Raw genomic sequence first — 24317 nt, 5'->3', positions numbered from 1 at the left:
AGTTCGATCTACTAATTAAAATCCTCCAAAGCTACTAAAAATACCCTTTTTATGGGTGCTATTATTGAGTTTTTTGAGGGTTTAGAAAGGATATCTGAAAGGCTTTCATAAATTGCATTTTTTACCGCTTTGTCGAGGAATAATACTGATTCATGTCTGAAATTTTAGAAGGCGTTTCGCTTCAACCCTACAATACCTTCGGCCTGGAGGCCAAGGCTGATTTTTTTACTGATATAACCGAATTAGAGGATCTAAAAAACGCACTCAAATGGGCTGGTAAGCATGATTTGGCCTACTATATTTTGGGTGGGGGGTCAAATGTCCTTTTGACTGGCGATTTTGACGGGTTGATCATTAAAAATAGTCTGAAAGGAATAGAGGTCCTGGAAGAATCAGATCAGGAAGTAGTTCTAAAAGTGGCGGCAGGAGAGGTTTGGCATGATTTAGTTCTGTATACAATTGAACAGGGTTGGGGAGGGATAGAAAATATGTCCCTGATTCCTGGGACAGTTGGGGCTGCTCCGATGCAAAATATTGGGGCCTATGGTGTAGAGATCAAAGATGTTTTTGTGTCATTGGAAGCCTTGAATAACCGATCGTTAGAATTGGAGACCTTTGATGGAGAGGCTTGTCAGTTCGGTTATAGAGAAAGTGTCTTCAAGAAGGAATTGAAAGGGCAGTATGTGATCAGTTCTGTGACGATCAAATTGACCAAAAATCCTATCCTGAATACGAGTTATGGGGCGATCAATGAAACCTTATCTCAAAGAGGAATTACTCAACCAACGATCAAAGACGTAAGTGACGCAGTGATTTCTATTCGCCAATCAAAATTGCCAGATCCGGTGAAGATTGGGAACTCAGGGAGTTTTTTCAAAAACCCTGTAGTGACTGAAGCCAAGTATGCAGCACTGAAGGAGTCATATGATGCGCCGGGCTATCCGCAGGGCAGTGGAGAAGTAAAAGTCCCGGCAGGCTGGTTGATTGAGCAAGCAGGGTGGAAGGGCAAGCGTATTGGAAATATCGGTGTGCACGACAAACAGGCATTGGTTCTGGTCAACCATGGCGGTGGCAGTGGTAAAGAGTTGTACCAATTGGCCCTTGATATTCAGGCTTCTGTCCTTGCGAAATTTGATATCACTATCCATCCAGAAGTGAATATCCTTTAGTCCTGCAGGATATTGCTGATAAAAGTGGACTTCAGTAGCATCCAAAGAAGGAAGAAAACAATACCCCACTTAAGATAAATAGGGTAGAAGTCTGTCGTATCCTTGAAACGATTTTCTTTGATTTCAGCTTTTTCGTATTTGTCGATCAGCGCAAATACGTTCTCCAGCGCTTTGTTGTCAGATACACGGTAGAATTCGCCATGTCCGATTTCTGCTATCTTCCTTAAGGTGGTTTCGTTTAGTGTGTTTTCAACATAGCGCGTTCTTCCAAAATAGTCCTTTCCGAAAGGTACTCGACCTTCTTTTCCAATAGCGATGGTGTAAATTTTGATATCGTAGGCATCGGCTAGTTCTGCAGCGATGATGGGGTCAATGTTGCCTGCATTGTTGTCCCCGTCGCTTAGCAAAATCATTACTTTGGACTTAGAATCTGATTCGCGCATGCGATTGGTTCCTACTGCAAGGGCACTACCCATGGCCGTCCCACCTTTTTGGATCAGGTCAAAATCTATGTCATCGATGTAGGTATTCAGGAGGTCATAATCGGTGGTAAGTGGAGAACGCGAATAAGCCTCTCCTGAAAAGACCACCAAGCCTATTCGATCTTGAAATCTACCCATGACAAACTCTCTGGCTACATTTTTGGCAGCTTCCAGTCTGTTGGGACGGAAATCTTCGATCTGCATGGATTCAGAAATATCTATCAGTAACATGATGTCAATCCCTTCTGTCCATTGCTCTACTTTTTCATTGGTCTTTTGAGGACGCGCCAATGCCAAGAGCAATAATGCGAATGATAGGATCAGAATGAAATTAGGAATCAATCTGAGCAAACTGACCGGGCTCCATTTGATATCACTTTTGGTAAGAGCGATCGATAGACTCTGACGCTTTCTTCTGTCTATGATAAACCAAATAAGTAGGATCAAGGGAAGTGCTATCAGGGCATAAAAAACCATTGGGAATTCCCAATTGAAGTTTTGCAGCGTTTCCCAGCTAAACCAGTGCCATGACAGCCATTGCGAAGAATTAGCGATTTGCTCACCCATTTTTTACCTCCTCTCTTTTTCTCTCGAAACGCTCTGTTGTGAAATGACTCAAGGAATCAAGATTTCTATAAATATCCTCCACGGTCAAACGACCATAAATCGCTGAATCTATTTTTTGAAGTACGCCTTTTAGTCCATCACCATATCCTGCTGCTACGATTTCTTTGGAAGTATATTTAGTAAATGGCCTGTTTTCCATTCTTTCCATGAATTGCTTCCATAGTAAAACCATTGCCTCTATCGCATGGGTGTTGTCTTGATTGGCTTTTACTTTTTGAACACCTTCTTCGAACTGCATCATGAACTTCTTATAATCTCGGTTGAGCTGATACAGCTTGTATCTCGCAATGATTTGGGAGCCGAAGAAATAATACACAGCGACTAAAATGACAATGAGTAATGCTACTCCAATCGAGATATACCAGTAATTGATCGAGTATTCCAGCTCTTTGAATGCCAGGTTTTGTTTGAGGATGATACTGTCAGGAACGTTTTGGATTAATTCTTTAAAAATGATCGAATCCATATTGGATAGAATTTCAATGCTATCCTTTCCTTTGACCACATAGACCGGTAATTGCAATTTCTGAACAGGGTCGATTTCGAAACTACTCAAAGTGTAGGTGATACTGTCGATCGCCAAAGTGCTGTCGCTTCGAGTAGGTGCATAGCTTTTCCTACTAAACTCGAATGGGGAGTAATTAAAGTTGGAATCAGGCAATACTACTTGCCAGTCTTTGGGATAGGCGATACTGATAGTGTATTCGATTTCTTCACCCAATTTCATGCTGTCTTGCACAAAGAATCCCTTGGGTTGGATATTTTGTGCATGAAGTGATGCCATCAGGCATGATGATATGAGAATGAACAATGCTCTTTTAACCACTTTTTCTCGCTTTGTTTCTGACTTTAAATAGTTTGATGAGCTTTGGTACATAGTCTTCGTCTGTGCGCACTTTTAGGTAGTTAGCTTCATTCTTAATGCAGAATTGCTCCAATGCGCTTTGTTTTTCTCCATAGGTTTGATTGAGTACATTTCTGAATTCGCTCGAGGAGGTGTTCCTCCAGAGTGTCTTTCCAGACTCTTTGTCCTTGATAGGAATGATGCCCAAGTTAGGGAAAGTAGTTTCTCTGATGTCTGAAATATGAATCACCACCAAATCATGTTTTCTGGAGAGCCCTTTGAGGTCATGTTCGTAATTTTCATCGATAAAGTCGGAGATCAAAATCACAATACTTTTTCGCTTCAATAGATCTAAAGTGAAGCGAAAGGCTTTACCCAAATCTGTTTTCTTTGATTCAGGTTGAAGTCTAAATATTTCGTTGACCAGATTAAAGGAGTGCTTCATACCCTTGCCTGGCTTTACATATTTTTCCTTCTGATCCGAAAAACAAATCAATCCTACCTGACTGTTTTCCTTGATGGCTGACATGGAGAGCAATGCGCAGATTTCTTTGCTCACATCCATTTTTTGCTGGCCTTTGGCACCAATCTCCTGCGAGGCACTTACATCCAATATGAAGAAAATGTTCTGTTCCTTCTCTTCTTTAAAGGTTTTGACGAAGGTACCGTGACCTTTGGCCGAAACGTTCCAGTCGATCGTACGTACATCATCTCCATACTGGTAAGCGCGCACATCGTCGTATTCCAGTCCGGATCCTTTGAAGATGGAATGAAAGTCACCTTGCATATGGGAATTTAAGGCCTTCCTAATCCTGATCTCGTATTTCCTAAGCTTCTTGAGGATGTCCTTCATTCATTGTACTTTTGGGGGCTTAAAATTAGTAGAATCTGAAAATTTACATGAGACACAAAATTATTTTTTCGCTGGCAGTGCTAACATTAACATTTCTTAACGCTTGCAAGCGAGACAAGGGTGAAAATGTGATCTCAAAATCGACCATGTCGGAGATTTTGGTAGAGCAGCACGTACTGGAATCAAAGGTGCTTTTACTCAAATTGAGAACTGACTCCATGACCAAAGTCTATAATACCCTGGAAAAGGAGATATTTGATAAGCATGGAATCGATAAAGCTCAATACGAAGAGAGCTATCAATACTACATGACCCAACCTGAAGTGATGGACAAAATCTACGAGATCGTAGTGGATAGCCTGAATGTACTGGATCAGCAAGCGACACTTGACGAGGAGGAGGAGAAGCGACGTGAAAGAGAAGAAAAGGCGGCAAAGAAAAACAAGCCAGACAAAGTATTGGATTCATTGGGTCAAGAGTCTGACAAGGATTCGCTGCACTTGCAGTCCGCTATGGATTCGATCAAAATGTCTCGTGTTCGACCTCTGGACCGTAGGGATTCTTTGAGAAAAGAAGAGTTGAAAAAAATAGCGCCCGGTCCTACTAATTAATAACCCATCTAGAGCAAGTAATATTGAATCTATATCCACAAGAAATAGAGGTCAAACTCAGTTTTGACAAGGTTAAGGAAATTATCAGCGAAAACTGTCTGGGGCCTCTTGGAGAAGAGTTTGTTGACAAACTAAACTTCAGTACCAGAACAGATCGGGTCAACGAATGGTTGAGCCAGACGCGTGAGTTTATGTCCATTCTCACCAGTTCTGCGGGCTTTCCTGCAGCCTCTTACGAGGATGTTTCTCCCTTTCTGAAGCAGGCAGAAGTGCCCGGTAGCTTTTTGGATACTGAGCAACTTCATGAAATCAAGGCTGTGATACAGACCCTGGGCAATATCAATCTTTTCTTCAAAGAGAACGGTGACGACTACCCTGTGCTATTCTGGAGGTTGGGGCATATCGAGGTGGATGCACATCTGCTAAGGGCGCTGGAATCTAAGATAGACGAAAAGGGAGAACTTAGAGATGACGCCAGTCCTGAATTGATGCGTATTCGTTCGGCGATTTCTAAATGTCAGACTCGCGCCAGAACGGCAGTGAACAAGATATTGAAATCAGCTGGAGGGCATGGTTATACTCCTGAGGGTGCGACGCTGACCATACGTGACGGACGTTTGGTGATTCCTGTATTGGCTGAGCACAAGCGACATGTAAAGGGTTTCGTGCATGACGAATCTGCCACGGGCCAGACTGTCTACCTGGAACCTGCCGAGGCTTTGGAAATCAACAACGAACTGCGTGAGCTCAAATATGCAGAACGCAGGGAGATCATCAGAATCCTCACTGAGCTGACCGATTTGGTTCGGCTGAATCAGGAGGATATTGCTAGAGGGCTTAGAATGCTTGGGGTTTTGGACTTCATTCAGGCAAAGGCTCGATTTGGGATAGCGTTTGATTGCGTTTGCCCAGAGGTGGGGAAGAAGCAAAATATCGAATGGAAGCAGGCACGTCACCCAATACTAGAACAAGCACTGAAAGAGCAAGGACGACAGATCAAGGCGCTGGATATCTTGCTTACCCCATCTGATCATATCCTACTTGTGTCAGGACCTAATGCAGGAGGTAAATCGGTTTGTTTGAAGACCATTGGGTTGATCCAATATATGGTGCAGTGCGGTGTGCCGGTATCAGTGAGTGAGGAATCTAAGTTCGGTATGTTTCATTCCATCTTTATAGATATCGGGGATGAACAGTCGATCGAAAACGACCTGAGTACATACAGCTCGCATTTGACCAATATGAAATTTTTCCTCGAAAACACGAATGGCAAAACACTGTTCCTGATCGATGAATTTGGGACAGGTACCGAACCGCAGTTTGGTGGCGCGATTGCTGAGGTGGTATTGATGGAGCTGTGTCAGTCGAGAGCTTTTGGGGCGATTACCACTCACTATGGCAACTTGAAGAAGCTGGCAGATAAGACCAAAGGGATCGTCAATGCGGCCATGAAATATGATGTAAAGAAGTTGGAGCCTCTGTACGAACTGGAGATTGGAAAACCGGGTAGTTCATTTGCTTTGGAGATAGCAGGCAAGATTGGTCTGGACAAGCAGATGCTGGAAAGAGCCAAGAAAAAAGCTGGCGTTTCTCATGTGCAGTTTGACCGGATGCTGAGTGAATTGGAATCTGAGAAGAATCAAATTGACAAGCTGAAGAAGGAAGTAGAGGCCAAGGACAAGCGATTGAGTGATGCAATCAAAGACTATCAAGACCTGAAGAAGTTTCTGGACAAGAAGAAGAATGAGGTGCTGAAAGAAGCGAAGCAAGAAGCTGCTCGTGTGATCGAAGCGTCCAATAAGAAGGTAGAGTCTACTATCAAGCAAATCCAGGAAGCCAAAGCAGATAAAAAGCGAGTCCAGCAGGCACGTGAGCAACTAACGCAGCACAAGGAAAAGCTTTCTAAGGAAAGTGTAAAGCCGGAAGAAAAGCTTGTCAAAGCTGTTGATCAAAACATCGAAGTAGGAGATAAGGTGAAGATCCTTAGTTCGGGTGCTGCAGGAGAGGTGGTTTCTATCAAGGGAAATCAGGTAGAGCTGACTTTGGGTGGTTTGACCTCCCGTGTGAAGTTGAAAGACATCGAGAAGATTTCGAGCAAGCAATTTAAGAAGTCGACTGAAGATCGCGTAAAGCAGATGACCGGCATAGATTTGAATTCGAAAATGGCCAATTTTAATATGACGCTGGACATCAGAGGTGTGCGTGCCGAAGAGGCGATTGGGAAAGTAGAAAACTACATCGATGAGGCATTGCTTTTGGGCTATCCAGAAGTAAAGATCCTGCATGGTAAAGGGCATGGCGTGCTAAGAGATTTAGTGAGGAATGTCCTCAGGGAAAATCCAAAAGTGCTTCGGGCTACTGACGAACATATCGAAAGGGGCGGAGCAGGAATTACCGTGGTTAGTTTAGATGAATAAGCCGTACACCAAACAACAACTGGCACTACGAAATGGCCAGGACCGAGACGAAATATGGGTGGCTTATCAGGGCAAAATCTATGATGTAGGCAGCTCCCGTCTATGGAGAGATGGCAAGCACTACGAGCATTGGGCAGGTCAGGACCTAACAGAAGAATTGAGCGATGCTCCACATACCGCCAAGGTTTTTGACAAGTTTGAGGTGGTAGGAGAGTTGGTGTGAGTTGAAAGTCGAAAGTTTATTAAGTTGAAAGTTCCCAATAGATACTTCAGCCCTTATAAAATGATAATATCTACTTTTACCACATGAAACTAATAGCAGATAGTGGATCGACTAAAACCGCCTGGAGATTGATTGACGATACGGGTAAGATATTTCAGGCCAATTCCGTAGGTATCAATCCCTACTACATGAAGAAGGAAGAAATCCAAAAAGCCGTGTCTGATGGTTTGGTGGATTACAAAGATCACCCGATTACATCGATTCACTTTTACGGGTCAGGCTGCTCCTCTGACAACAACAAAACCTTGATTTCTGATGCTTTGCTGGGATTGTATCCAGAGGCCACTGTCGAAGTAGATCATGATCTAATGGCGGCCGCTCGGGCGCTTTGTGGTCACCAACCTGGGATCGCCTGCATCTTAGGTACTGGCTCCAATTCCTGCCAGTACGACGGCAACTCCATTACAGAAAATGTGACCTCACTGGGCTATCTTTTGGGTGATGAGGGGAGCGGGAATATGCTGGGACGGATGCTGATCAAACGCTATTTTAAACATCAACTGCCAGATGATTTGAAAGCAAAGTTTGATGAGAAATATCATCTCACTCGTAGCGAATTGCTTGAGAACATTTACCGAAGCGACATGCCTATCCGCTTCCTCTCGAGCTTTTCTAAATTCATTTTTGATCATATCAAGCACCCTTATTTTTATCAGATGGTGTACGATTGTTTTGAAGAATTCTTTGACGAGAATGTCTGTCAGTATAGCGAGCATCAGTCACTACCGATTCATTTTACGGGGTCTGTGGCTTTCTACTATGGACATATTTTGAGACAAGTAGCTATGGATAAGGGGCTGACAATGGGTTTGATAACAGAAGATCCTGTGGCTGGATTGGCGCTTTACCATAAAAATGACTGGTTGTAACCTTGAATGGGATCAAAAAATCGCAGGAATTCATGAGCAACTTTACCCTCCCAAACCCTAAGATTTATTAATCTTGTCGACTGAATTAAATTATTGCGCATGACGACCACCGAATCTAACTCTAACTATGACAATCTCCATACCATGGGGACCGAAGAACTTCTGACATCTATGAATGAGGAGGATCAAAGCGTTCCTTTAGCGGTGGCTCGTTCGATTGATCAAATAACCCCTCTGGTTGAAGAAATTACCGAAAGTATGAAGCAGTGTGGTCGATTGTTCTACATAGGAGCAGGGACCAGTGGACGTCTGGGTGTGGTAGACGCCTCCGAAATACCACCCACCTATGGATTGCCTCAAAATAGAGTGATAGGTATCATTGCAGGTGGAGATAGAGCCATTAGACAATCCGTGGAGCAGGCCGAAGATGACCCAAATCAAGCTTGGGAAGATATGAAGGTGTTCGGTGCCCGCGCGGGTGATACCGTCATTGGGATAGCGGCTTCAGGTCGTACCCCTTATGTTTTAGGAGGATTGAAAAAGGCCAATCAAAACGGCTTGAACACCGGATGCATCGTTTGCAATGAAGGCTCGATGATTGCAGCTGAAGCCACCTATCCTGTAGAAGTAGTCGTAGGACCCGAATTTGTGACAGGTAGTACGCGTATGAAAGCAGGTACGGCCACTAAACTTGTCTTGAATATGATATCGACCGCAGTAATGATCAAGCTGGGTCATGTCAAGGGCAACAAAATGGTGGATATGCAACTGAGCAATGCGAAACTCATAGATCGAGCCATTCGTATGTTGATGTCGGAGATACCTGTGGACAGGTCAGAGGCTGAGCAGATGATTCATCAATATGGATCTGTGCGAAACGCCATCGATCATTACAAAGCTTAGTTTATGCACGATATAGAGCCCTACTACGGTTGGCTGAAATATTACGATTCTTCTCGAGATGAATATTCACCCTTTCATGGCAAAGAGTACAATTATGATATGTATTCTGAGACCATATATGGCTACTACATAGCACCTAGCTGGGATTTTATCGGCTCAGAGACCCTCTACATCAAGATTCTTTTTTTAGACTATGACGCGGGCTATGCGGTGATTGAATTTCTGGGTGAATGGAATGATGCGATCAACAACGACGTGATGCATCTCAAAAGAAACATCATTGACGAATTGCTGGGAGTAGACATCAATAAGTTTATCCTGATAGGAGAGAATATCCTTAATTTTCACGGTTCGGACGATAGCTACTACGAGGAGTGGTTCGAAGATGTAGAGGAAGGCTGGGTCACGGCCCTGGGATTCCGGGATTTTGTGCTGGACGAAATGAATCAATACAACATTGATACCTATATCAACTCAGGAGGCAATCTAGAGGTCATCAACTGGAGAACCATGAAGCCCCAAATGTTTTGCCAGCTGGTGGATGGTCTGATTCAGAAGCGGTTGGGGATGTGAGATAAATAATTTGTAAGCTAGATGGCTTGTCGATCTAGTAATCAGGTTACTCAGAGTAACCTGATTACTTCTTAGAAGAATCAGCCCTGTGCTGGGATGTTTACTATTGATACATTAGTTTGGCTTTACCAAGCAGGTGAGCAGCCTGCTTCCCGCAGCAATCTATTTGAGAATGAGAAACGTTTTATTAAACGTTTAAAAACTCTTGCAAACGGGTATAAAGTGCACTAAACATAAGGTAAATAAAGTGCGTTGTTTATTTTCGGTTGTTGAACTAATTGACAGCATGAGAGCAAATTCACGAATAGATATTTTAGGGTCTCCGTTATTCCTCTTAGGACTAGCCATTCTTATACTGAACGATTTCGTTCTCAAGTACGAATATTCGAACGTGCTAACAGGAAAACTATCCGACTTTACAGGGCTTTTCATCTTTCCAATCTTCTTTTCTGCATTGTTTCCAAAATATGCCAGAATCATTTATGGATTGACTATTTTAATATTTGGTTATTGGAACTCTTCCATATCTCAGGGGCTAATAAACCTTCTTAACAACTCTGGAATTCACGTTGGTCGAACTGTGGATCCAACTGATTTCCTTGCTTTTTCAGTTTTACCATTCTCGTTCATATATTTCAAGAACCAAATCACTCACCTAGAAAGCAGAATTATAACTCCGATCGGAACTATAATTGGAGCAGTTGCCATTTTCTCATTTGTCGCGACAACTCTGCCTAAACAGGGAGCTGAACTGGAATTTGGCTCTAATAAGACATTTGCACTTGAAATGGATAAAACAGAGTTTTTCGGAAAACTTCGACCGGGATATCTATTAAGCGATACAATTGAACTCAATCTTGTCGATTCCATATTCTATTTGTACTACTATGTTCCTGATATCAGATCCGATATGTTGGTGCTTGCGAACATCACTGAGCAGGATGATAAAACGATAGTGCGACTAGACAGTTTTTTAACCAGTTCGGTAACAGGGAGCCTCTTTTATGGTGTGGAAGAAGACGATCTAAGAGCAGTTGAGAATGTTGATAAATCTGAACATGAAGAATTCTTCAAGAAGTATTTCATTGGTCAACTTTTGAAACCTACCAATGAATCGAGAGGACTTTACTATAACAACAAAAACATTTACGATGAAATCCAAAGGATGTACGAATAACTACTTCCCACAGGTACTAAAAATTTATAGGCTAATGAGCTACTTACAAAGTGCATTAGAAACAGATACTTTTAAGGACATTAATAAATGCTAAGCCTACGGATTTTAGCTAGGCTTTATAGAGAATGAAGAATCCCCGCTCTTTTAAGTCTTAGCGCAGCGTGACTTGAAAGTATCGATGAGAGCAAGTCTCCAGACTTGAATGAAAAAGGATATTACCCACGATAAAGAATGCAGCCTTCATTGGCATTGGTTGGTTCCAGATCAGACTTCTCGTCGCATGGGAAGATTGTCATCTTCCTCTGCTCTGTCGAAGTGACGAGGATTTTATTAATCCGCCCTGCCTTAGACTTCACGGTCACCGTGAATGGATTAACCCGTCCCACAATCTCGGCCATGGTAACGGCCCAATCATTCTCGTCCTCGTTTAGAGAGAACCCTGCGTGGATGTGCCTGTTATAGCGTTAGCAACGCGATTATCCATAAAGATCAAACCCCTATTATCATTGACTATTTCCTATTTACGATTAACTATCTCATCCATTAACTATTCCCTGTTCAGGCTCGTTTTCTACCTCTTGTTGCTGTCTGCTGTGGTGTCTGTACGACAGGAATAGGATCGCTGCTACCAGCAGGATCACGATCGTCAGTCCAGCCAGATCCCATGAGAAGATCAGGGTAGCAAAGAAAGCAGAGATCGAAAAGGCGATGATGGCAGTCATAAACCAACCTCCGATTACGTTCAGCACGCCTGCCACCCGATGAGCCGCGGTACCATTGCCCCAGGCTTTGTCGGCCAATGAAGTACCCATGGCCACCATAAAGGAAACATAAGTCGTAGATAGTGGCATCTTGTAGGAGGTGGCTATGGCAATGAGCATACTGGCGATGGTCAGATTGACCGAGGCGCGTACCATATCGAAAGAAGCGCCTTTGGCTTCATTCTTCAGGTTGTTGCGATCATAGTTCTTTTTGATCTTATGTTTCATCTTCTCTGGTAGCAGAGCAAATACATAGTTGATCAATTTTTGGTTCAGGTTCACGAAGGTTCTGGCCAGCCAGTTGGGTTTGAATCTCTCATTACCTTCTTCTTGTCTCGATAGGTTGATTTCGGTAGCAGTTACCGTTCTGGCTTTTTTAGATTTCCACAAGGTGATGATCATCACGGCAGCTGCCAGCACTAGTATGATCATAGGGGTAGGGACCTTGCCACCCAATGCATCCATCATGAAGCTGTCGGCCCCTATACCTGATCCTTTCCAGGCCATGAAAGATTGAAATCCTGCAATGGGTACACCGATGAAGTTGACCAGGTCGTTGGAGGCAAATGCCAGAGCCAGGGAGAATGTTCCCACGAATACCAGGACCTTTAGGATGTTAATTTTTGTATACTTCTGAAGGCCGAATGACAAGGCCGTCCAGAATATCAAGTTGGCAATGACCAACCAGTAGTTGTTGGCCTGTACCCAGTTGTTGAAATCGTTGTTGAAGAAAACTGAACCCTTCAATCCTTTGATGATGATGAAGTAGCTGAGTATCGTCATAGCGATGCCTGTCCACCAGGGACCTACGCTATTCAACCTTTCCTTGTATCTAAAGCTGAACATCAATCGGGAGATGAACTGCGCAATCACCCCTGCGCTGAAGGCTACAAATATGGAAAGGAAAATACCTGATATGATCAATATGGCCTTGCTGGTATTGATATAATTGACCAACTCGGAGAGTGACTCTCCTGTTTGGATCAAATGGAAGGTAGAAACAGCTACTGCTGCACCCAACAACTCGAATACTATCGAAACTGTAGTAGAGGTAGGCATGCCCAGGGTATTGAACAAATCCAGTAGCAGGATGTCGGTCAACATCACCGCCAAAAAGATGACCATGACATGTGCAAAGGTGAAGAGCTCGGGATTGAAAATACCTTTACGGGCGACTTCCATCATTCCGGACGAGAATAGTACACCAAATAAAATACCTAAGCTAGCGACTCCCATGATGAGCCACCTTTTGCCTACTTTGGAGCCTATGGCGGAGTTAAGAAAATTTACTGCATCGTTGCTTACGCCTACTACTAGATCGGATGCTGCCAGTGCAAATAGAATGACAACAAAAAGAAAATAAATGTCCATGATTCTTGCTGCTTAATAATGCAAAGGACGTCATCATTATTAGAATTTAAAGACTTTCAATAGTTATGTAATTGTTAAGTTTTTTACCTCAGCGTTAAGGCGATCAGCTATATTTGACTAGTTCAGAGTTTTATTAGTTTTGCGGCATGCAGGAATATTACGAGCTGGGTAAAAAGGAAAAGCCGCAATTCTTGAATCGTTTGGCACCTAAAGTCTTCGAATGGGTAGTCTCCAAGGCCAAAGCGAAAAAGGCTATAGCATCTGGTGCAATCCTGGTCAATGGCAAACCAGTGGCCTATGATGCAAAAGTGTATCCGGGAGACAAGATCAGCTTCAACCTCAATGACGGGGCTGTGATCAATAGAACCTCAGCTAAAGTATTCGAACAAAAGATAGAAGTCGCTTACGAGGATCAGCACCTCGCCGTACTCAACAAGCCGGGAGGCTTGTCAGTCAATGGCAACCAATACAAAACGCTGGAGAATACACTACCTTTCAATCTCCAACTAAGTAAGGAACCAGATGCCCTGGATCAGATGCGGCCCCTGCATCGTTTGGATGGGCCTACTTGTGGATTAGTTATGGTAGCCAAGACCGAACGAGCTCAGGTATTGATGGGTAGGCAGTTTCAGGAAAAGAAGATTCGAAAACGCTATCAGGCGGTCATTGTAGGGAAGCTAGAGCCCTCTAAAGGCACAGTTGATTTGCCTGTGGATGGTAAGAAAAGCCTGAGTGAATATGAAACTGTGAAAACAGGCAAGTCCTTGAAATATGGAGACTTAAGCTTGGTTCATCTCTATCCTGTGACAGGTCGAACGCACCAGTTGCGCATACACATGTCCGAAATGGGCTGTCCCATAGTAGGAGACAAGTTCTATTCCAAAGGTATTGAGGTGCTAAATGGAAAAGGTCTCATGCTGTGCTCAGATCAGCTGGTTTTTTCTCACCCTATCTCAAAAAAGCAGATCACAGTCCAGATCGATGTGCCTAATAAGTTCAATACCTATATGAAGCGAGAGGATAGGAGGGCTCTCGATTGATTGGGTTAATTCTATGGTGCTAAAGTTTTTTAGGAAGCGGCATGTTAAATTGATTAGGTTTATCATTGAAATTAAGGTAGTTCGGTCAATAAATATTAATATTGTATAAGAAATGAGGTTCGTTTCGTGATAGTTGTCATGTTAGGTCTCTTTCATCCAGCTTACCTAATAATCAACCCTTACAAGCCTACCTTCTTAACTTGGTGTGCCTAAACTTATGAAAAGAATTATCCCTACCGTTCTTGCGCTGATGATTGCGCATGTGTCTGTTTCTCAAACAACTATTAATGGATTTGCAAAAGTTACAGGTATTTCTGGTACGGTCGTGTCAGTATCTGATGTAGATGAGACTTCTGATTCCTTTGAAGTGGGGAATGAATTAATTTTGATGCAAATGCAGGATGATGTTATCGGATTAAATACTGCCGATGATGCATCTTTTGGGGATTTGGGTGATATTGGTAGTGCAGGTCTTTATGAATTAGCCACAATTTCTTCGGTGGACCGATCTTCTGGCTTAGTGTCAATAACCCTTGATGAGGCCCCAACCAATACTTATACGGTTTCATCTAATACCTCTGTTCAAGTTATTACTCTTCCGAGCTACGCAAATTTTTCAACCTCTTCAGATTTAACTACAAAAGCTTGGGACGGAAATGTAGGTGGCGTTTTTGCGATTGATGTAGAGAATACACTCACCCTTGCTCATAGCATAGATGTGAGTGAATTGGGATTTCGAGGTGGAGGACAAAATACTGTGGGTACAGATGGTACATGTAATTCGACAACTTATGCTACAAGTTCCACTGTAGATTTTAGCGAAAAAGGTGAAGGTATTTACAAGTCCACTAATTCCGCTTATAACAATGGTAGAGGGAAAATACTAAATGGTGGTGGTGGTGCCAATGTCCATAATGGCGGTGGTGGAGGCGGTGGTAACTACACTGCAGGAGGAAATGGTGGAGATGGAGTAGGTGCAAGCTGTGAAGCAGAAGGTTTAGGAGGTATTGATTTAAGTGATAATATAAGTTCTTCTCGCATCTTTATGGGAGGAGGTGGAGGAGGTGGCCATCAGAATGATACCAATGGAAGCGATGGTGCAAATGGTGGTGGAATCATTTTAATAAGAGCAGGTGAAATTTTGATCAATGCGAGTTGTGGAGGGTTAAGTATTAGTGCCAATGGGGGTAGTTCCTCTGATGCAGGAAATGATGGAGTTGGAGGTAGCGGGGCAGGAGGGGCTATTGTATTTTCAGTGGATACCTGGTCTTTAGGGTGTGATTTAACACTTCAAGCCAATGGTGGTAATGGTGGTAATGTTGGCTCAACCACTGCGCATGGTGGTGGTGGTGGTGGTGGAAAGGGTGTCATTTTCATGAATGGATCTGCTCCTGTATCCAATTTTACCACGGAAGTCAATCAAGGTACCGGGGGGTTAAATGATTCTGATTTTGAAGATGGAAGCGCCGATTCAGGGAATACTACACCAAGTAATGTAGATGCTGACCCAACAGGTATGGTTATGGTGAGTTCCAGCCCGTTACCGGTAGAATTGAAGTATTGGGATTTTGAATTGTCTGATGATAAGGTAATACTCAATTGGGCTACCTCAGTCGAGATAAATAATGAATATTTCACTTTGGAAAAATCCTTGGATGGAAAAAAATGGACGGTTTTGACAATGATAGCTGGAGCTGGAAACTCTAATGAATTAATTCGATATGATTACATTGATTTTAACCCTGGTTTGGAAAATTATTATAGATTGTCTCAAACAGATTACGATGGTGACACAGAGTCTTTTGAGGTATTAAAAGTGACTAATAGTTTGAATCATGAAAATGTAATAGTATATCCAAACCCTAGTAAGGGGGTATTGAAATTAGCTATACATCCACAGAATTACAGTTTGAGTTTAGTCGACCTTACAGGAAAATCATTTGAGATTACTTCTTATTGGAAAGGAAATGAGTTGATTGTAGATACTCATGAAGCCCCTAATGGGATTTATTTCCTTGAATTGGTATTGAATTCTGGAAAGCAGCGGTTCAAGCTTTTGATAGAATAATAGATATTGAAACAAAAGAATGGCTCAAAATAGATTTATATTCTGTTTTGAACCATTCCTTCTAGTATCATTTCAATTGATAGGCAACCACAGAATTAGCAAAAAAGGTAGGTACCAAGAGCATATTCTTATCTTCTAAATACCAAATATCCGCAGCACTGATATTATCAGCCTTTGTATCGGATAGCAATGTTTTGCTGCCATCTGAAGTCACGTAATAGACTTCACCAGGCCAGGACGAAACGAGAAAATCTTCTCCCACTGGCATCACTCCATCTCCACTCATGATTGAGTCTGTGAGAACGGTTAGTTCTTTGGTTAAATAATCTATCTCCATAAAATCGCCTCCACCAAAGGATGCCGTATAGATACTTCCATCACGGAATAATAGTCCATTAGGACCTTTTAGGTCCGCATTTTCCAGATAAGTAGAGGCTTCACCCTCTTTAATGGCGATGATCTTATTAGTACCCGAATCTGAGATCAGCACCGTGCTATCTTCAGCTATGGTGATATCATTGAGAAAGGCCGCACCTTCGACTGGATAGCGATTGATGATTTCGGCTGAAGTAATATCGATCTCAACCACCTCATTAATGTTACTCACAAATAGGCTGTTACCTAAAATACCCATTCCTTTTGGAGCAGATATTCCTTCTACCCATTTTAGGTTAATGATCTCACCGTTCACAGGAGAAATCTGAGAAATGAAGCCGTCATTGTCCAGACTATCCGGAGGCGTGCCATTGATGCATGATACAAATAGTATGTCTAATTCAGGGTGATAGATCACGGCTTCTGCAGTCGTTAAAACTGTGTCCGATTCCCATAGTTTACTAAGAGTAGGGGATTCGAATACTTCTTCTGCTTCAGTGTTTTCGATGGTTTCAGAATCGGCTTTCGGCTTTTGCTGACAAGCTATTCCTAAGAGCAAGATGATGCTCAGGTAGATTATGTTTTTCATAGTAATGGTTTTGATGTTTGTACTAAGGTATGAAATCGAAATTGAGAAAAAAAGTGCTTTTCATTGAGGCTTTGAGGTCTTGTCAGGATTTGAATTGTCGCAATGACTTTTATTTCTTCTAACTATGTACTACTTTAATAGACGGTCATATTTAGCAGCATGAAGGATCTTATCAAAACACAAACCTCACTTATTGATCTATTACCAGATATATGGTTTAGGATCAAGGATGGTGTGTTGATTGAAGCCAGTGACAAACTGGAAAGTGAGTTAGGAATTGTCTATTCCGGAATCGAAAACCCTAGTCTAGGAGATTTAATATCCAATAATCAGGATTATGAATTATTGATTCAAGAGGTGTTTGAAAAAGGGAAAGTGCCTGTTCGTCTGATTGAAGCCAGAGATGGTTTTGGGAATTTTAAAACATTTTCAGTCAGTGCATCAAGGGTAGCACCTGAGAATTCACCAAGTGGTGAAGTTGAAATAGTGGGTACGATCAGAGATGTTACTGAAGAATGGATTGAAATCAGGCAGGAAAAGAATGATTTCCTGAATTTTGTCGACGTAGTGAATTCCACTTTGGATGGAATGGCTATCATCAATATTGAAACTGGGAAGATTGTAGATGCCAACAAGGTGGCGCTTGATTTGGCTGGATATTCCTTAGGTGAGGTGAAAAGTATTCCCTTGACCATGCTGGTCTCAGCTGATAAAGAAGAAATGGATTTCTTTATCGATAACCTCAGGCAAAGAGGCGATTTACGTTTCAACAGACGTTTGCTACACAGGTCGGGAGATGTGGTAGACCTCGAAGTGTCTGCCCGAATGATGCAACTGGGAGATGGCCAGTTTTTTCAATGCAATATTCGGGATATCACTTTGAAGAAACGCCTATATAAACTAGGACAGTTGAGGGGTGAAGTACTGCGAATGAAGGAGACTGGGAAGGGGCCCGAACAGATCATCTCCAAGCTTTGTCAGCAATTAGAGAAAATATGTCACAGGGCGGGATTTGCCTATATTTCTTTTAACCCTGAATTGAAATGGACTTTTGCCAAGGAATCTAACATCCCTAAGGAGTTTCAGAAGAAACTAATCAAGCAAATCAAGAATCATCCAGAGCTTACGCTTTTGTTGAAAAAACAAGTGTTCAATGCAGATATCAAGTTCTTTCTAGAGAAAATGAAGCTCGAAAGTACTATGTCCTTTCAGGCTAGCAGGTGGAGCCTCTTTGCCGTATATAAGGGATCCATGCAAGATGGTACTTTGGTTGTTTTTGATCAATCCAGAAATGAAATATTAGATGAAGAAATAGAAAATCTGGGGCAGTTGGCTCATATTTTGGGCAATGCGTTTTATAAAATCGAGCAAGAGGAAAGGTTAATAACCAGCGAACATCGATATAGGGAATTGGTGGATCATTCGCCTATGGGGATTGGTGTCTATCAAAACAAGAAAATTGTTTTCGCTAATCATGAATTTTATAACCTACTCGGTTTCTCTCCTAGAATGGAAGTGGGTGCGTCGGAGCTGATGGATATAGTCGCTCATAGTGATTTTCAGGGGGTCATGGGGTTGGTCAATACAATAAATGATGCAGGGCAAATCCCGATCACGGAAGTAGTTTTATACAAATACAATACTGGTGAAGAAATCACTCTTATGATTCAGGGTACGATAGTTTCCTATCAGGATGAAGAAGCCATTCAGTTTGTGTTTTATGACATTACTCAGCGAAAAGAAGTAGAGAAACAGCTCAAAGAAAGCCAGGAGAAATTTGAATTGGCGGCAGAAGGTTCGGAGGCAGGTATCGTGGATCACTACGATCTCAAAAACGGCTATATGTGGTGGTCGCCTAAAGTTTATGAGCTATTGGGCTATGAAAACAACGAAATTCTTTCGAATGCCCATGTGATCCGAGAGTTAATGCACCCTGAAGATTTGCCAAAGCTCACAAAGGCATTGAATAAAAATATATTTGCTCATAAGCTTGAATACCGTTTAAGGACTAAATCTGGAAAGTATAAATGGTTTTTGGGGAGTGCAAAGGCTCAGGTCAATAAAGAAGGGCACCCTATCAGGTTGGTTGGGACTATAATAGATATTGACCAACGAAAGAGAGCCGAGCAAAAATTAAGAGATAGAGAACGCCTTTTGCATGCCACTGGTTTGGTGGCCAAAGTAGGAGGTTGGCAGTTGGAGAAGAAGCGAAAGAAATTGACATGGACGGATCAAACCTATTTCATTTATGGTATACCATCCAAGGAAAAAATCACCCTTCGAAAGCTTTTGGATTTTTATTCTGAGAATGATAGAAACAAAATCAATCAGGCCATTAAGAATTGTTTTAAAGGGGAGCCTTTTGAATTGACCTGTCGATTAAAATCCCGCTCCGGTAAGCTTCTATGGGTAGATTTTTCAGGAATGCCGGTGTATGAAAACGGGGAGATTGTCAAGTTGATCGGTGCGCAGAGAGATTTGACTCATTACATCCATCAGATTGAGGGAATTCGAGAGAATGAAAGAAAGTTACGTAATGCCAATCAATTAGCAGGATTAGGTAACTGGGAATGGAATTTGGAGACCGATACTTACTATTTGTCAGAGCAGCTCTATTCAATCATAGGATTGGAAAAAACACTCAGACCGACCATAGATATGATCAACGATGTGATGCATTCAGACTCCAAAGAGTCCTTTGCAGAATTGATTCAAAGTGCTTTGGCTGGTGAACCCTCTGAAAAAGCCGAGTTGATGATTATCCAAAAAAATACGGGTAAAGTAAAGCATATTTCAGTTCGTGCGATCACCGAACGTGATGAGAAGGGGAAGGTGATGAAGATGCTGGGTACAGTTTTAGATATCTCTGATCGCAAACGTATGGAGCTGGATAGAGAGAGAAGGAATCTTTATAGCAACGTGATTCTGGAGATGAATGCTGTCGGCTTAACTGCTAAGAATGATTGGCAGTTGACCAATGAATATTGTCAGGCCTTAGTCATGCAGATCGGTTTTGATTGGGTATGGATTGCAGACCAGGGCAATGTGAGCAAGGGAGAATTCAATCCTCTAGCGCATCAGTTCAGCTTAAAAGCTACAAGTTGTTTAGATATTGAAGTGGTGGTACAGGCAGAAGATGCTAGTGCTACCATGAAGGTGTTTGAGTCTGGAAAGATGTATACGCTTGAGAATATTTCATCGGCTAAAGGTTTGAAGGATTGGAAGGATAATATGTCTGCTTTTGGTTTTCAATCTTTTATTTCCATACCCTATGTACAAGATGGGAAATTGAAAGGAGCTGTGAATCTATATAGTTTGGATAAAGTCGAAATGGACGATTCTTTGAAAAGGTTCCTGAGTAACCTGATCCATGATTATGGTAATGGACTTTATGCACTTGAATTGAAGCGAAATCGAGATGAGTTGAATGAGTTTAACAAGCTATTGCTCGATTCACTAGAAGTAGTCTCAGTGAGCTATGATGCCTACAATGGTAAAACTGCCGTTTTTGGAGATACGAAAAATTTGATTGGATACGATGAAAGCACCTTTCAGGAAATGCTGCTGAAAGGCCAGGAACTGATCCACCCCAATGACTGGGAAAATGTAAAATACCAATTAGAAAAGACCAAAGATGGAGGAGGTACTTATGATATTGAATTTAGAATAAGAAGACCTGAAGACAATAAGATTATCTGGCTCAACTCCATTGGTCGTGTTTTTTGGCAGCAGAATTTTATCAGAAAGATCGTTGGAATTTTAATCAACACGAACGAACGTAAGCAGGCCGAATTAGATAACGTGAGAGCACAGATCACAGTCCGAGACAATGAAAGGATTAGAATTGCCAGGTCTATCCATGATAGTTTAGGTCAAACCTTGACGATTGCGAGTATGAGTTTGGATGCGTTATCTGCAGAGGTTCCTAAAATGTCAGAAGATCGCCAGGAGTTATACAAGGACGCCTATGACCAACTCAATGAGGCCATTGAAGAGGCTCGCTCCATTTCTCATAACCTTATGCCGTCTCTTTTGATGGACTTTGGTTTAGTTAAGTCAATCCGTTCTGATGTTACCAAGTTAAATAGATCAGGTAAGATCAAATTTGAATTCAATTATGATGATGAATGTCTGCGCAGGTATGAGCAAGATGTTGAGGTAAATATTTACAACATATTTCGTGAAGCTGTCACCAACATTTTGAAGCATTCTAAAGCTTCTGAAGTGAACATTCAATTAAATGAGGCAGATGGAGTTTTAGGCTTCTTCATAGGAGATAATGGTATCGGGTATGACAAGAGTAAAGTCAAAAGAAAGGATGGGTTAGGATTGGGAAGTATTGAAAGTAGGGCTATTGGCTTAGGTGCGGATATATATATGGATGGTTCTGATGGCAGTAGCATTCAGATCTTTCTAGATTTAGAACAGTGATTTTTTCGATTCACCTGAAAATCTCTTATTCGAAACTCAGTATTTCCGCCTATTGAACTGGAGTGATGGCTGCTCTAGTTTTGCATTATAGGTTTTGGGTTACCAATTAATCCATAACTATCTATATATGCAACGACCTAAAAACGATACTCAGTTACCTGAATGGATTGAGAAATCTACCCATTTAATGGCTTTGGTTTTTGACCAGGAGGGGAGAGTTATGCGGTTCAACAACAGTTGCAAAGACAACTACAGTTTATTAGAGTCTCCCGAATTAAAAAGAGTATTGGTATTCAGTCCTAACAGCAGAGAATTAAGACTGGATATTATAGCTCATTTATCTCCCGAAAATAGCCAGGAGTTGAGTTTTTGGATGGAGAGCACTGATGCTTGTCTTTCTTTAGGTAGGGGGTGGGAAGTGAGCCCATTGACTGATAGGTCTGAAGACAAATTTATTGCGATTAAAGCTTTGACTCAAGTTCAGACTGAATTGGACAATGAAGCTTCTTCAGTTCAGCTCCCAGTCCAAAAGATGAAGGGGTTTTTATTTGATTATACACTTGCACCAGACGGTGAAACAAGCTTTTCGATTATTTCCTTCGGTGCTGGCAGTATCTTAAAACGAAAGAATAATCAGGTAGACTTACCAGAATTACTCAACTGGATTCATCCAATGGATATTGAGGGAATGAAAGAATCATTCTTTGAGTCTGGCGTTTCTTTAAAACCCTGGGAATATACTTTTCGCTATTTTCTATCATCCACGGATTTGCAGTGGGCTCAAGGTTTCGCCTACCCTAGAAAGAAAAGGGATGGTGGTGTGCACTGGCATGGATTTATCTATGACGTAACCGAACGAGTAGAGTTTGAGTCCAGGCTGATCAAACAGCAAAAGGAATTAGAAGAAATAGCCTTTCTGCAAGCGCATGAGTTTCGAAGACCAGTAGCCAATATGCTTGGTTTGTTTGATTTGGTCGAAATGGAATTAAGAAAGGATAAACCTTGCTTCGATCAGTTCGAAAGCCTCCTGGGATTGATGAAAATTTCAGTAAAAGAGGCGGATGAAGTGATTGCCAAAATAGTTCAGAGAACTGCCCAATCCACAGGCTTAGAAAGACCTATTTAAAGGTCTTACACTAGATTCTTTTCGATCGCCATTTTTACCAACTGCGCACTGTTTGTCACATTCAGTTTTTTCATGATGTTCCTTCGGTGCGAGTCGATCGTTCTAATACTTAAAAACAATTTTTCGGCAATTTCCTTATTGGTGGCCCCTTCGACCAGCTCTTTGAGGATTTCTTTTTCTCTTTTAGTAAGCCAGGATTTTAAACTCTTACCCGGGCTTCTTTTCTTGATCAACGAAGCGCCTAGGATATCCACAACCTCAGGAGTATAGAACAATTCACCTCTTGAGATCTTTTCTATTGCAGCCACTAGCTGTTCGGCTTTGGTGTTTTTGGGTAAGTAACCCAGAGCGCCTTCCTCGAAAGACACCAATATATACTCTTCATCATTGTGAGTAGATAATACCAAAATATTCGTGTCTGGAAATTTCTTTTTGACCAATGGGATTAATTCCAAACCAGTAAGTCCAGGCATGGTTATATCAGTGACCAACACCTGCGGCCTCAATTCATTGATAAGCTCCAGTGCTTGATCTCCCGAATTGGCTTCTCCTACTACATCTATACTTCCACTTTCCTCCAACAGGAGCTTTAAACCTTTTCTGACCACACTGTGGTCGTCTGCGAGAACTACGCTTATCATGCCTATAATTTAGTGTAATGGTTAAGTTTTGATGATTGGAAATTAAATATAGTCTAAGCCCACCAAAGTGACAAAACAATCTTTAGGAGTCCTATGAGAACTTTCTAAGTCTTTTTGCTTAGAAATAAATGACAAAAACTCAGGATTGCCTCTGAGAGCTCCTCTCCCTACTTTTGAATTATAGTTTTTCGCACAAAATAACAGAACCATGAAGACCGTATTGATAGTAGATGATTCAGCGTACATGAGAGCCCTAATTAAAATGGCATTGACCGAGCAGGGATTTGACGTAGTAGGTGAGGCAGAGGAAGGTGCTAAGGCACTTGAGCTCGCAAGATCTTTAAAACCAGATTTAATCACATTGGACAATATCTTACCCGACATGTTCGGAATAGAGATTCTTCAAAAATTGGTTTCAGAAAAGAATGAAGCAAAAGTAATTATGATTAGTGCTGTAGGACAGGATAGAATCATCAACAAGGTGAAGAAAATGGGAGCATGCGGATATATCGTGAAGCCATTCGAACCTGAAGTATTGATTGAAACTGTTTCTCAAGTGAAGGAACAAGCGGCAATGAGCGCATAATTGATGCGCTCAACGGGCAAGTCCCATTAAAATCCAAACCATGTATAGCCTACCTACCAAAACCATAGGAGAAGTCCTTCTCCACCGACAGGTAAACTGGCTTTCATGGGATCATAAAGAAATATCATTTGATCAATAAAGAATTAGCCATGACAGCAAAGCTAGAAGCCATAGATACTCCTGATACGGACACTCAAAGCAACTTTAAAGTGCAATTAGAGCCATTAGGCAATGGACAGGAAGGTGTCCATATCTATTTGGAAGGCCTATTGACTATAGAAAATGTAGTTGACATCCATCGCAAAGCAGAGCTGGCTCTTACTGAATATACCAAAGTGAATATTGGTTTAAGAAATGTAGAGGAAATCGATTTGTCAGTGGTTCAGCTATTTTTCTACCTACAAATTCTAGCCGAAGAGGGCGGAAATCAATTGAGCTTTGAACACGATATGACAGATGGTGTAGATGAACTTGTTCATGTATCAGGACTATCTGTATACCCAACTAACGACTAAACACAG

Annotated in this window: 20 protein-coding genes; 14 read left to right on the top strand and 6 right to left on the bottom strand. The window is 41.9% G+C overall.

Annotated elements, in window-relative coordinates:
• Positions 1 to 152 precede the first annotated feature (152 nt).
• Positions 153 to 1169, top strand: a complete 1017-nt coding sequence (gene murB, locus N7U62_RS07000; RefSeq protein ID WP_264137193.1) for a UDP-N-acetylmuramate dehydrogenase — start codon at positions 153 to 155, stop codon at positions 1167 to 1169.
• On the opposite strand, the gene N7U62_RS06995 is transcribed toward murB, so the two are convergent.
• Genes N7U62_RS06995 through N7U62_RS06985 form a run of 3 tightly spaced genes read right to left on the bottom strand, consistent with a single transcriptional unit; the run spans position 1166 to position 3975 of the window.
• Complete coding sequence (locus tag N7U62_RS06995) at positions 1166 to 2218, bottom strand: VWA domain-containing protein (protein ID WP_264137192.1); 1053 nt, start codon at positions 2216 to 2218, stop codon at positions 1166 to 1168. The genes murB and N7U62_RS06995 overlap by 4 nt on opposite strands.
• The gene (locus tag N7U62_RS06990) at positions 2211 to 3062 is read right to left on the bottom strand and encodes a hypothetical protein (protein WP_264137191.1); all 852 of its coding nucleotides are present in this window, start codon (positions 3060 to 3062) and stop codon (positions 2211 to 2213) included. The genes N7U62_RS06995 and N7U62_RS06990 overlap by 8 nt, the downstream gene beginning before the upstream one ends.
• A 34-nt stretch (positions 3063 to 3096) precedes the next feature.
• Complete coding sequence (locus N7U62_RS06985) at positions 3097 to 3975, bottom strand: DUF58 domain-containing protein (protein ID WP_264137190.1); 879 nt, start codon at positions 3973 to 3975, stop codon at positions 3097 to 3099.
• Between the two features lie 47 nt (positions 3976 to 4022).
• Between N7U62_RS06985 and N7U62_RS06980 the strand changes: the two genes are divergently transcribed.
• From N7U62_RS06980 to N7U62_RS06950, 7 genes are all read left to right on the top strand, one after another.
• The gene (locus tag N7U62_RS06980; protein WP_264137189.1) at positions 4023 to 4586 is read left to right on the top strand and encodes a DUF4296 domain-containing protein; all 564 of its coding nucleotides are present in this window, start codon (positions 4023 to 4025) and stop codon (positions 4584 to 4586) included.
• 23 nt (positions 4587 to 4609) lie between these two features.
• Positions 4610 to 7003 carry an endonuclease MutS2 gene (locus N7U62_RS06975; RefSeq protein WP_264137188.1) on the top strand — a complete coding sequence of 798 codons (2394 nt, stop codon included), beginning with the start codon at positions 4610 to 4612 and terminating at the stop codon, positions 7001 to 7003.
• A complete protein-coding gene (locus N7U62_RS06970) occupies positions 6996 to 7226 on the top strand; it encodes a cytochrome b5 domain-containing protein (RefSeq protein ID WP_264137187.1) in 231 nt (76 codons plus the stop codon). Before N7U62_RS06975 ends, N7U62_RS06970 begins: the two co-directional genes overlap by 8 nt.
• An 83-nt stretch (positions 7227 to 7309) precedes the next feature.
• On the top strand, positions 7310 to 8155 hold the full coding sequence (locus N7U62_RS06965) for an N-acetylglucosamine kinase (RefSeq protein ID WP_264137186.1): 846 nt from the start codon (positions 7310 to 7312) through the stop codon (positions 8153 to 8155).
• Positions 8156 to 8254: 99 nt separating this feature from the next.
• Entirely contained in the window at positions 8255 to 9058 is an 804-nt protein-coding gene (gene murQ, locus N7U62_RS06960) for an N-acetylmuramic acid 6-phosphate etherase (protein WP_264137185.1), read from the top strand.
• A 3-nt stretch (positions 9059 to 9061) separates the two neighbouring features.
• Positions 9062 to 9631: a hypothetical protein gene (locus N7U62_RS06955; protein ID WP_264137184.1), complete on the top strand. Its 570-nt coding sequence runs from the start codon at positions 9062 to 9064 to the stop codon at positions 9629 to 9631.
• Between the two features lie 286 nt (positions 9632 to 9917).
• Complete coding sequence (locus tag N7U62_RS06950) at positions 9918 to 10808, top strand: hypothetical protein (RefSeq protein ID WP_264137183.1); 891 nt, start codon at positions 9918 to 9920, stop codon at positions 10806 to 10808.
• A gap of 536 nt (positions 10809 to 11344) precedes the next feature.
• On the opposite strand, the gene N7U62_RS06945 is transcribed toward N7U62_RS06950, so the two are convergent.
• Positions 11345 to 12940: an inorganic phosphate transporter gene (locus N7U62_RS06945; protein ID WP_264137182.1), complete on the bottom strand. Its 1596-nt coding sequence runs from the start codon at positions 12938 to 12940 to the stop codon at positions 11345 to 11347.
• A 146-nt stretch (positions 12941 to 13086) separates the two neighbouring features.
• Here N7U62_RS06945 and N7U62_RS06940 point away from each other — a divergent pair, with 146 nt between their 5' ends.
• Both N7U62_RS06940 and N7U62_RS06935 read left to right on the top strand, forming a co-directional pair.
• Positions 13087 to 13980 carry an RluA family pseudouridine synthase gene (locus tag N7U62_RS06940; RefSeq protein ID WP_264137181.1) on the top strand — a complete coding sequence of 298 codons (894 nt, stop codon included), beginning with the start codon at positions 13087 to 13089 and terminating at the stop codon, positions 13978 to 13980.
• Positions 13981 to 14197: 217 nt separating this feature from the next.
• The gene (locus N7U62_RS06935; RefSeq protein WP_264137180.1) at positions 14198 to 16048 is read left to right on the top strand and encodes a T9SS type A sorting domain-containing protein; all 1851 of its coding nucleotides are present in this window, start codon (positions 14198 to 14200) and stop codon (positions 16046 to 16048) included.
• Positions 16049 to 16115: 67 nt separating this feature from the next.
• Here N7U62_RS06935 and N7U62_RS06930 read toward each other — a convergent pair whose 3' ends face one another.
• Positions 16116 to 17012 (bottom strand): NHL repeat-containing protein, encoded by an 897-nt coding sequence (locus N7U62_RS06930; RefSeq protein ID WP_264137179.1) that lies wholly within the window; start codon positions 17010 to 17012, stop codon positions 16116 to 16118.
• 159 nt (positions 17013 to 17171) lie between these two features.
• Between N7U62_RS06930 and N7U62_RS06925 the strand changes: the two genes are divergently transcribed.
• Positions 17172 to 21443, top strand: coding sequence for a PAS domain S-box protein (locus tag N7U62_RS06925; protein WP_264137177.1), 4272 nt, complete (start codon positions 17172 to 17174; stop codon positions 21441 to 21443).
• Between the two features lie 127 nt (positions 21444 to 21570).
• The gene (locus N7U62_RS06920) at positions 21571 to 22569 is read left to right on the top strand and encodes a PAS domain-containing sensor histidine kinase family protein (RefSeq protein ID WP_264137176.1); all 999 of its coding nucleotides are present in this window, start codon (positions 21571 to 21573) and stop codon (positions 22567 to 22569) included.
• A 5-nt stretch (positions 22570 to 22574) separates the two neighbouring features.
• Here the strand turns inward: N7U62_RS06920 and N7U62_RS06915 are convergent, their stop codons facing one another.
• Positions 22575 to 23210, bottom strand: coding sequence for a response regulator transcription factor (locus N7U62_RS06915; RefSeq protein WP_264137175.1), 636 nt, complete (start codon positions 23208 to 23210; stop codon positions 22575 to 22577).
• Between the two features lie 208 nt (positions 23211 to 23418).
• On the opposite strand from N7U62_RS06915, the gene N7U62_RS06910 reads away from it, so the two are divergent.
• Entirely contained in the window at positions 23419 to 23796 is a 378-nt protein-coding gene (locus tag N7U62_RS06910; RefSeq protein ID WP_264137174.1) for a response regulator, read from the top strand.
• Between the two features lie 149 nt (positions 23797 to 23945).
• Entirely contained in the window at positions 23946 to 24311 is a 366-nt protein-coding gene (locus N7U62_RS06905) for an STAS domain-containing protein (protein WP_264137173.1), read from the top strand.
• Positions 24312 to 24317: the final 6 nt, after the last annotated feature.

The organism is Reichenbachiella ulvae (genome assembly GCF_025833875.1).
GTDB classification, from domain to species: domain Bacteria; phylum Bacteroidota; class Bacteroidia; order Cytophagales; family Cyclobacteriaceae; genus Reichenbachiella; species Reichenbachiella ulvae.
This window is presented reverse-complemented; position numbering and strand designations above follow the sequence as displayed.

Coding starts and splice junctions, on each gene's coding strand:
- murB (WP_264137193.1), top strand. CDS start 153: ATGTCTGAAATTTTAGAAGGCGTTTCGCTTCAACCCTACAATACCTTC.
- N7U62_RS06995 (WP_264137192.1), bottom strand. CDS start 2,218: ATGGGTGAGCAAATCGCTAATTCTTCGCAATGGCTGTCATGGCACTGG.
- N7U62_RS06990 (WP_264137191.1), bottom strand. CDS start 3,062: ATGGCATCACTTCATGCACAAAATATCCAACCCAAGGGATTCTTTGTG.
- N7U62_RS06985 (WP_264137190.1), bottom strand. CDS start 3,975: ATGAAGGACATCCTCAAGAAGCTTAGGAAATACGAGATCAGGATTAGG.
- N7U62_RS06980 (WP_264137189.1), top strand. CDS start 4,023: ATGAGACACAAAATTATTTTTTCGCTGGCAGTGCTAACATTAACATTT.
- N7U62_RS06970 (WP_264137187.1), top strand. CDS start 6,996: ATGAATAAGCCGTACACCAAACAACAACTGGCACTACGAAATGGCCAG.
- N7U62_RS06965 (WP_264137186.1), top strand. CDS start 7,310: ATGAAACTAATAGCAGATAGTGGATCGACTAAAACCGCCTGGAGATTG.
- murQ (WP_264137185.1), top strand. CDS start 8,255: ATGACGACCACCGAATCTAACTCTAACTATGACAATCTCCATACCATG.
- N7U62_RS06955 (WP_264137184.1), top strand. CDS start 9,062: ATGCACGATATAGAGCCCTACTACGGTTGGCTGAAATATTACGATTCT.
- N7U62_RS06950 (WP_264137183.1), top strand. CDS start 9,918: ATGAGAGCAAATTCACGAATAGATATTTTAGGGTCTCCGTTATTCCTC.
- N7U62_RS06945 (WP_264137182.1), bottom strand. CDS start 12,940: ATGGACATTTATTTTCTTTTTGTTGTCATTCTATTTGCACTGGCAGCA.
- N7U62_RS06940 (WP_264137181.1), top strand. CDS start 13,087: ATGCAGGAATATTACGAGCTGGGTAAAAAGGAAAAGCCGCAATTCTTG.
- N7U62_RS06935 (WP_264137180.1), top strand. CDS start 14,198: ATGAAAAGAATTATCCCTACCGTTCTTGCGCTGATGATTGCGCATGTG.
- N7U62_RS06930 (WP_264137179.1), bottom strand. CDS start 17,012: ATGAAAAACATAATCTACCTGAGCATCATCTTGCTCTTAGGAATAGCT.
- N7U62_RS06925 (WP_264137177.1), top strand. CDS start 17,172: ATGAAGGATCTTATCAAAACACAAACCTCACTTATTGATCTATTACCA.
- N7U62_RS06920 (WP_264137176.1), top strand. CDS start 21,571: ATGCAACGACCTAAAAACGATACTCAGTTACCTGAATGGATTGAGAAA.
- N7U62_RS06915 (WP_264137175.1), bottom strand. CDS start 23,210: ATGATAAGCGTAGTTCTCGCAGACGACCACAGTGTGGTCAGAAAAGGT.
- N7U62_RS06910 (WP_264137174.1), top strand. CDS start 23,419: ATGAAGACCGTATTGATAGTAGATGATTCAGCGTACATGAGAGCCCTA.
- N7U62_RS06905 (WP_264137173.1), top strand. CDS start 23,946: ATGACAGCAAAGCTAGAAGCCATAGATACTCCTGATACGGACACTCAA.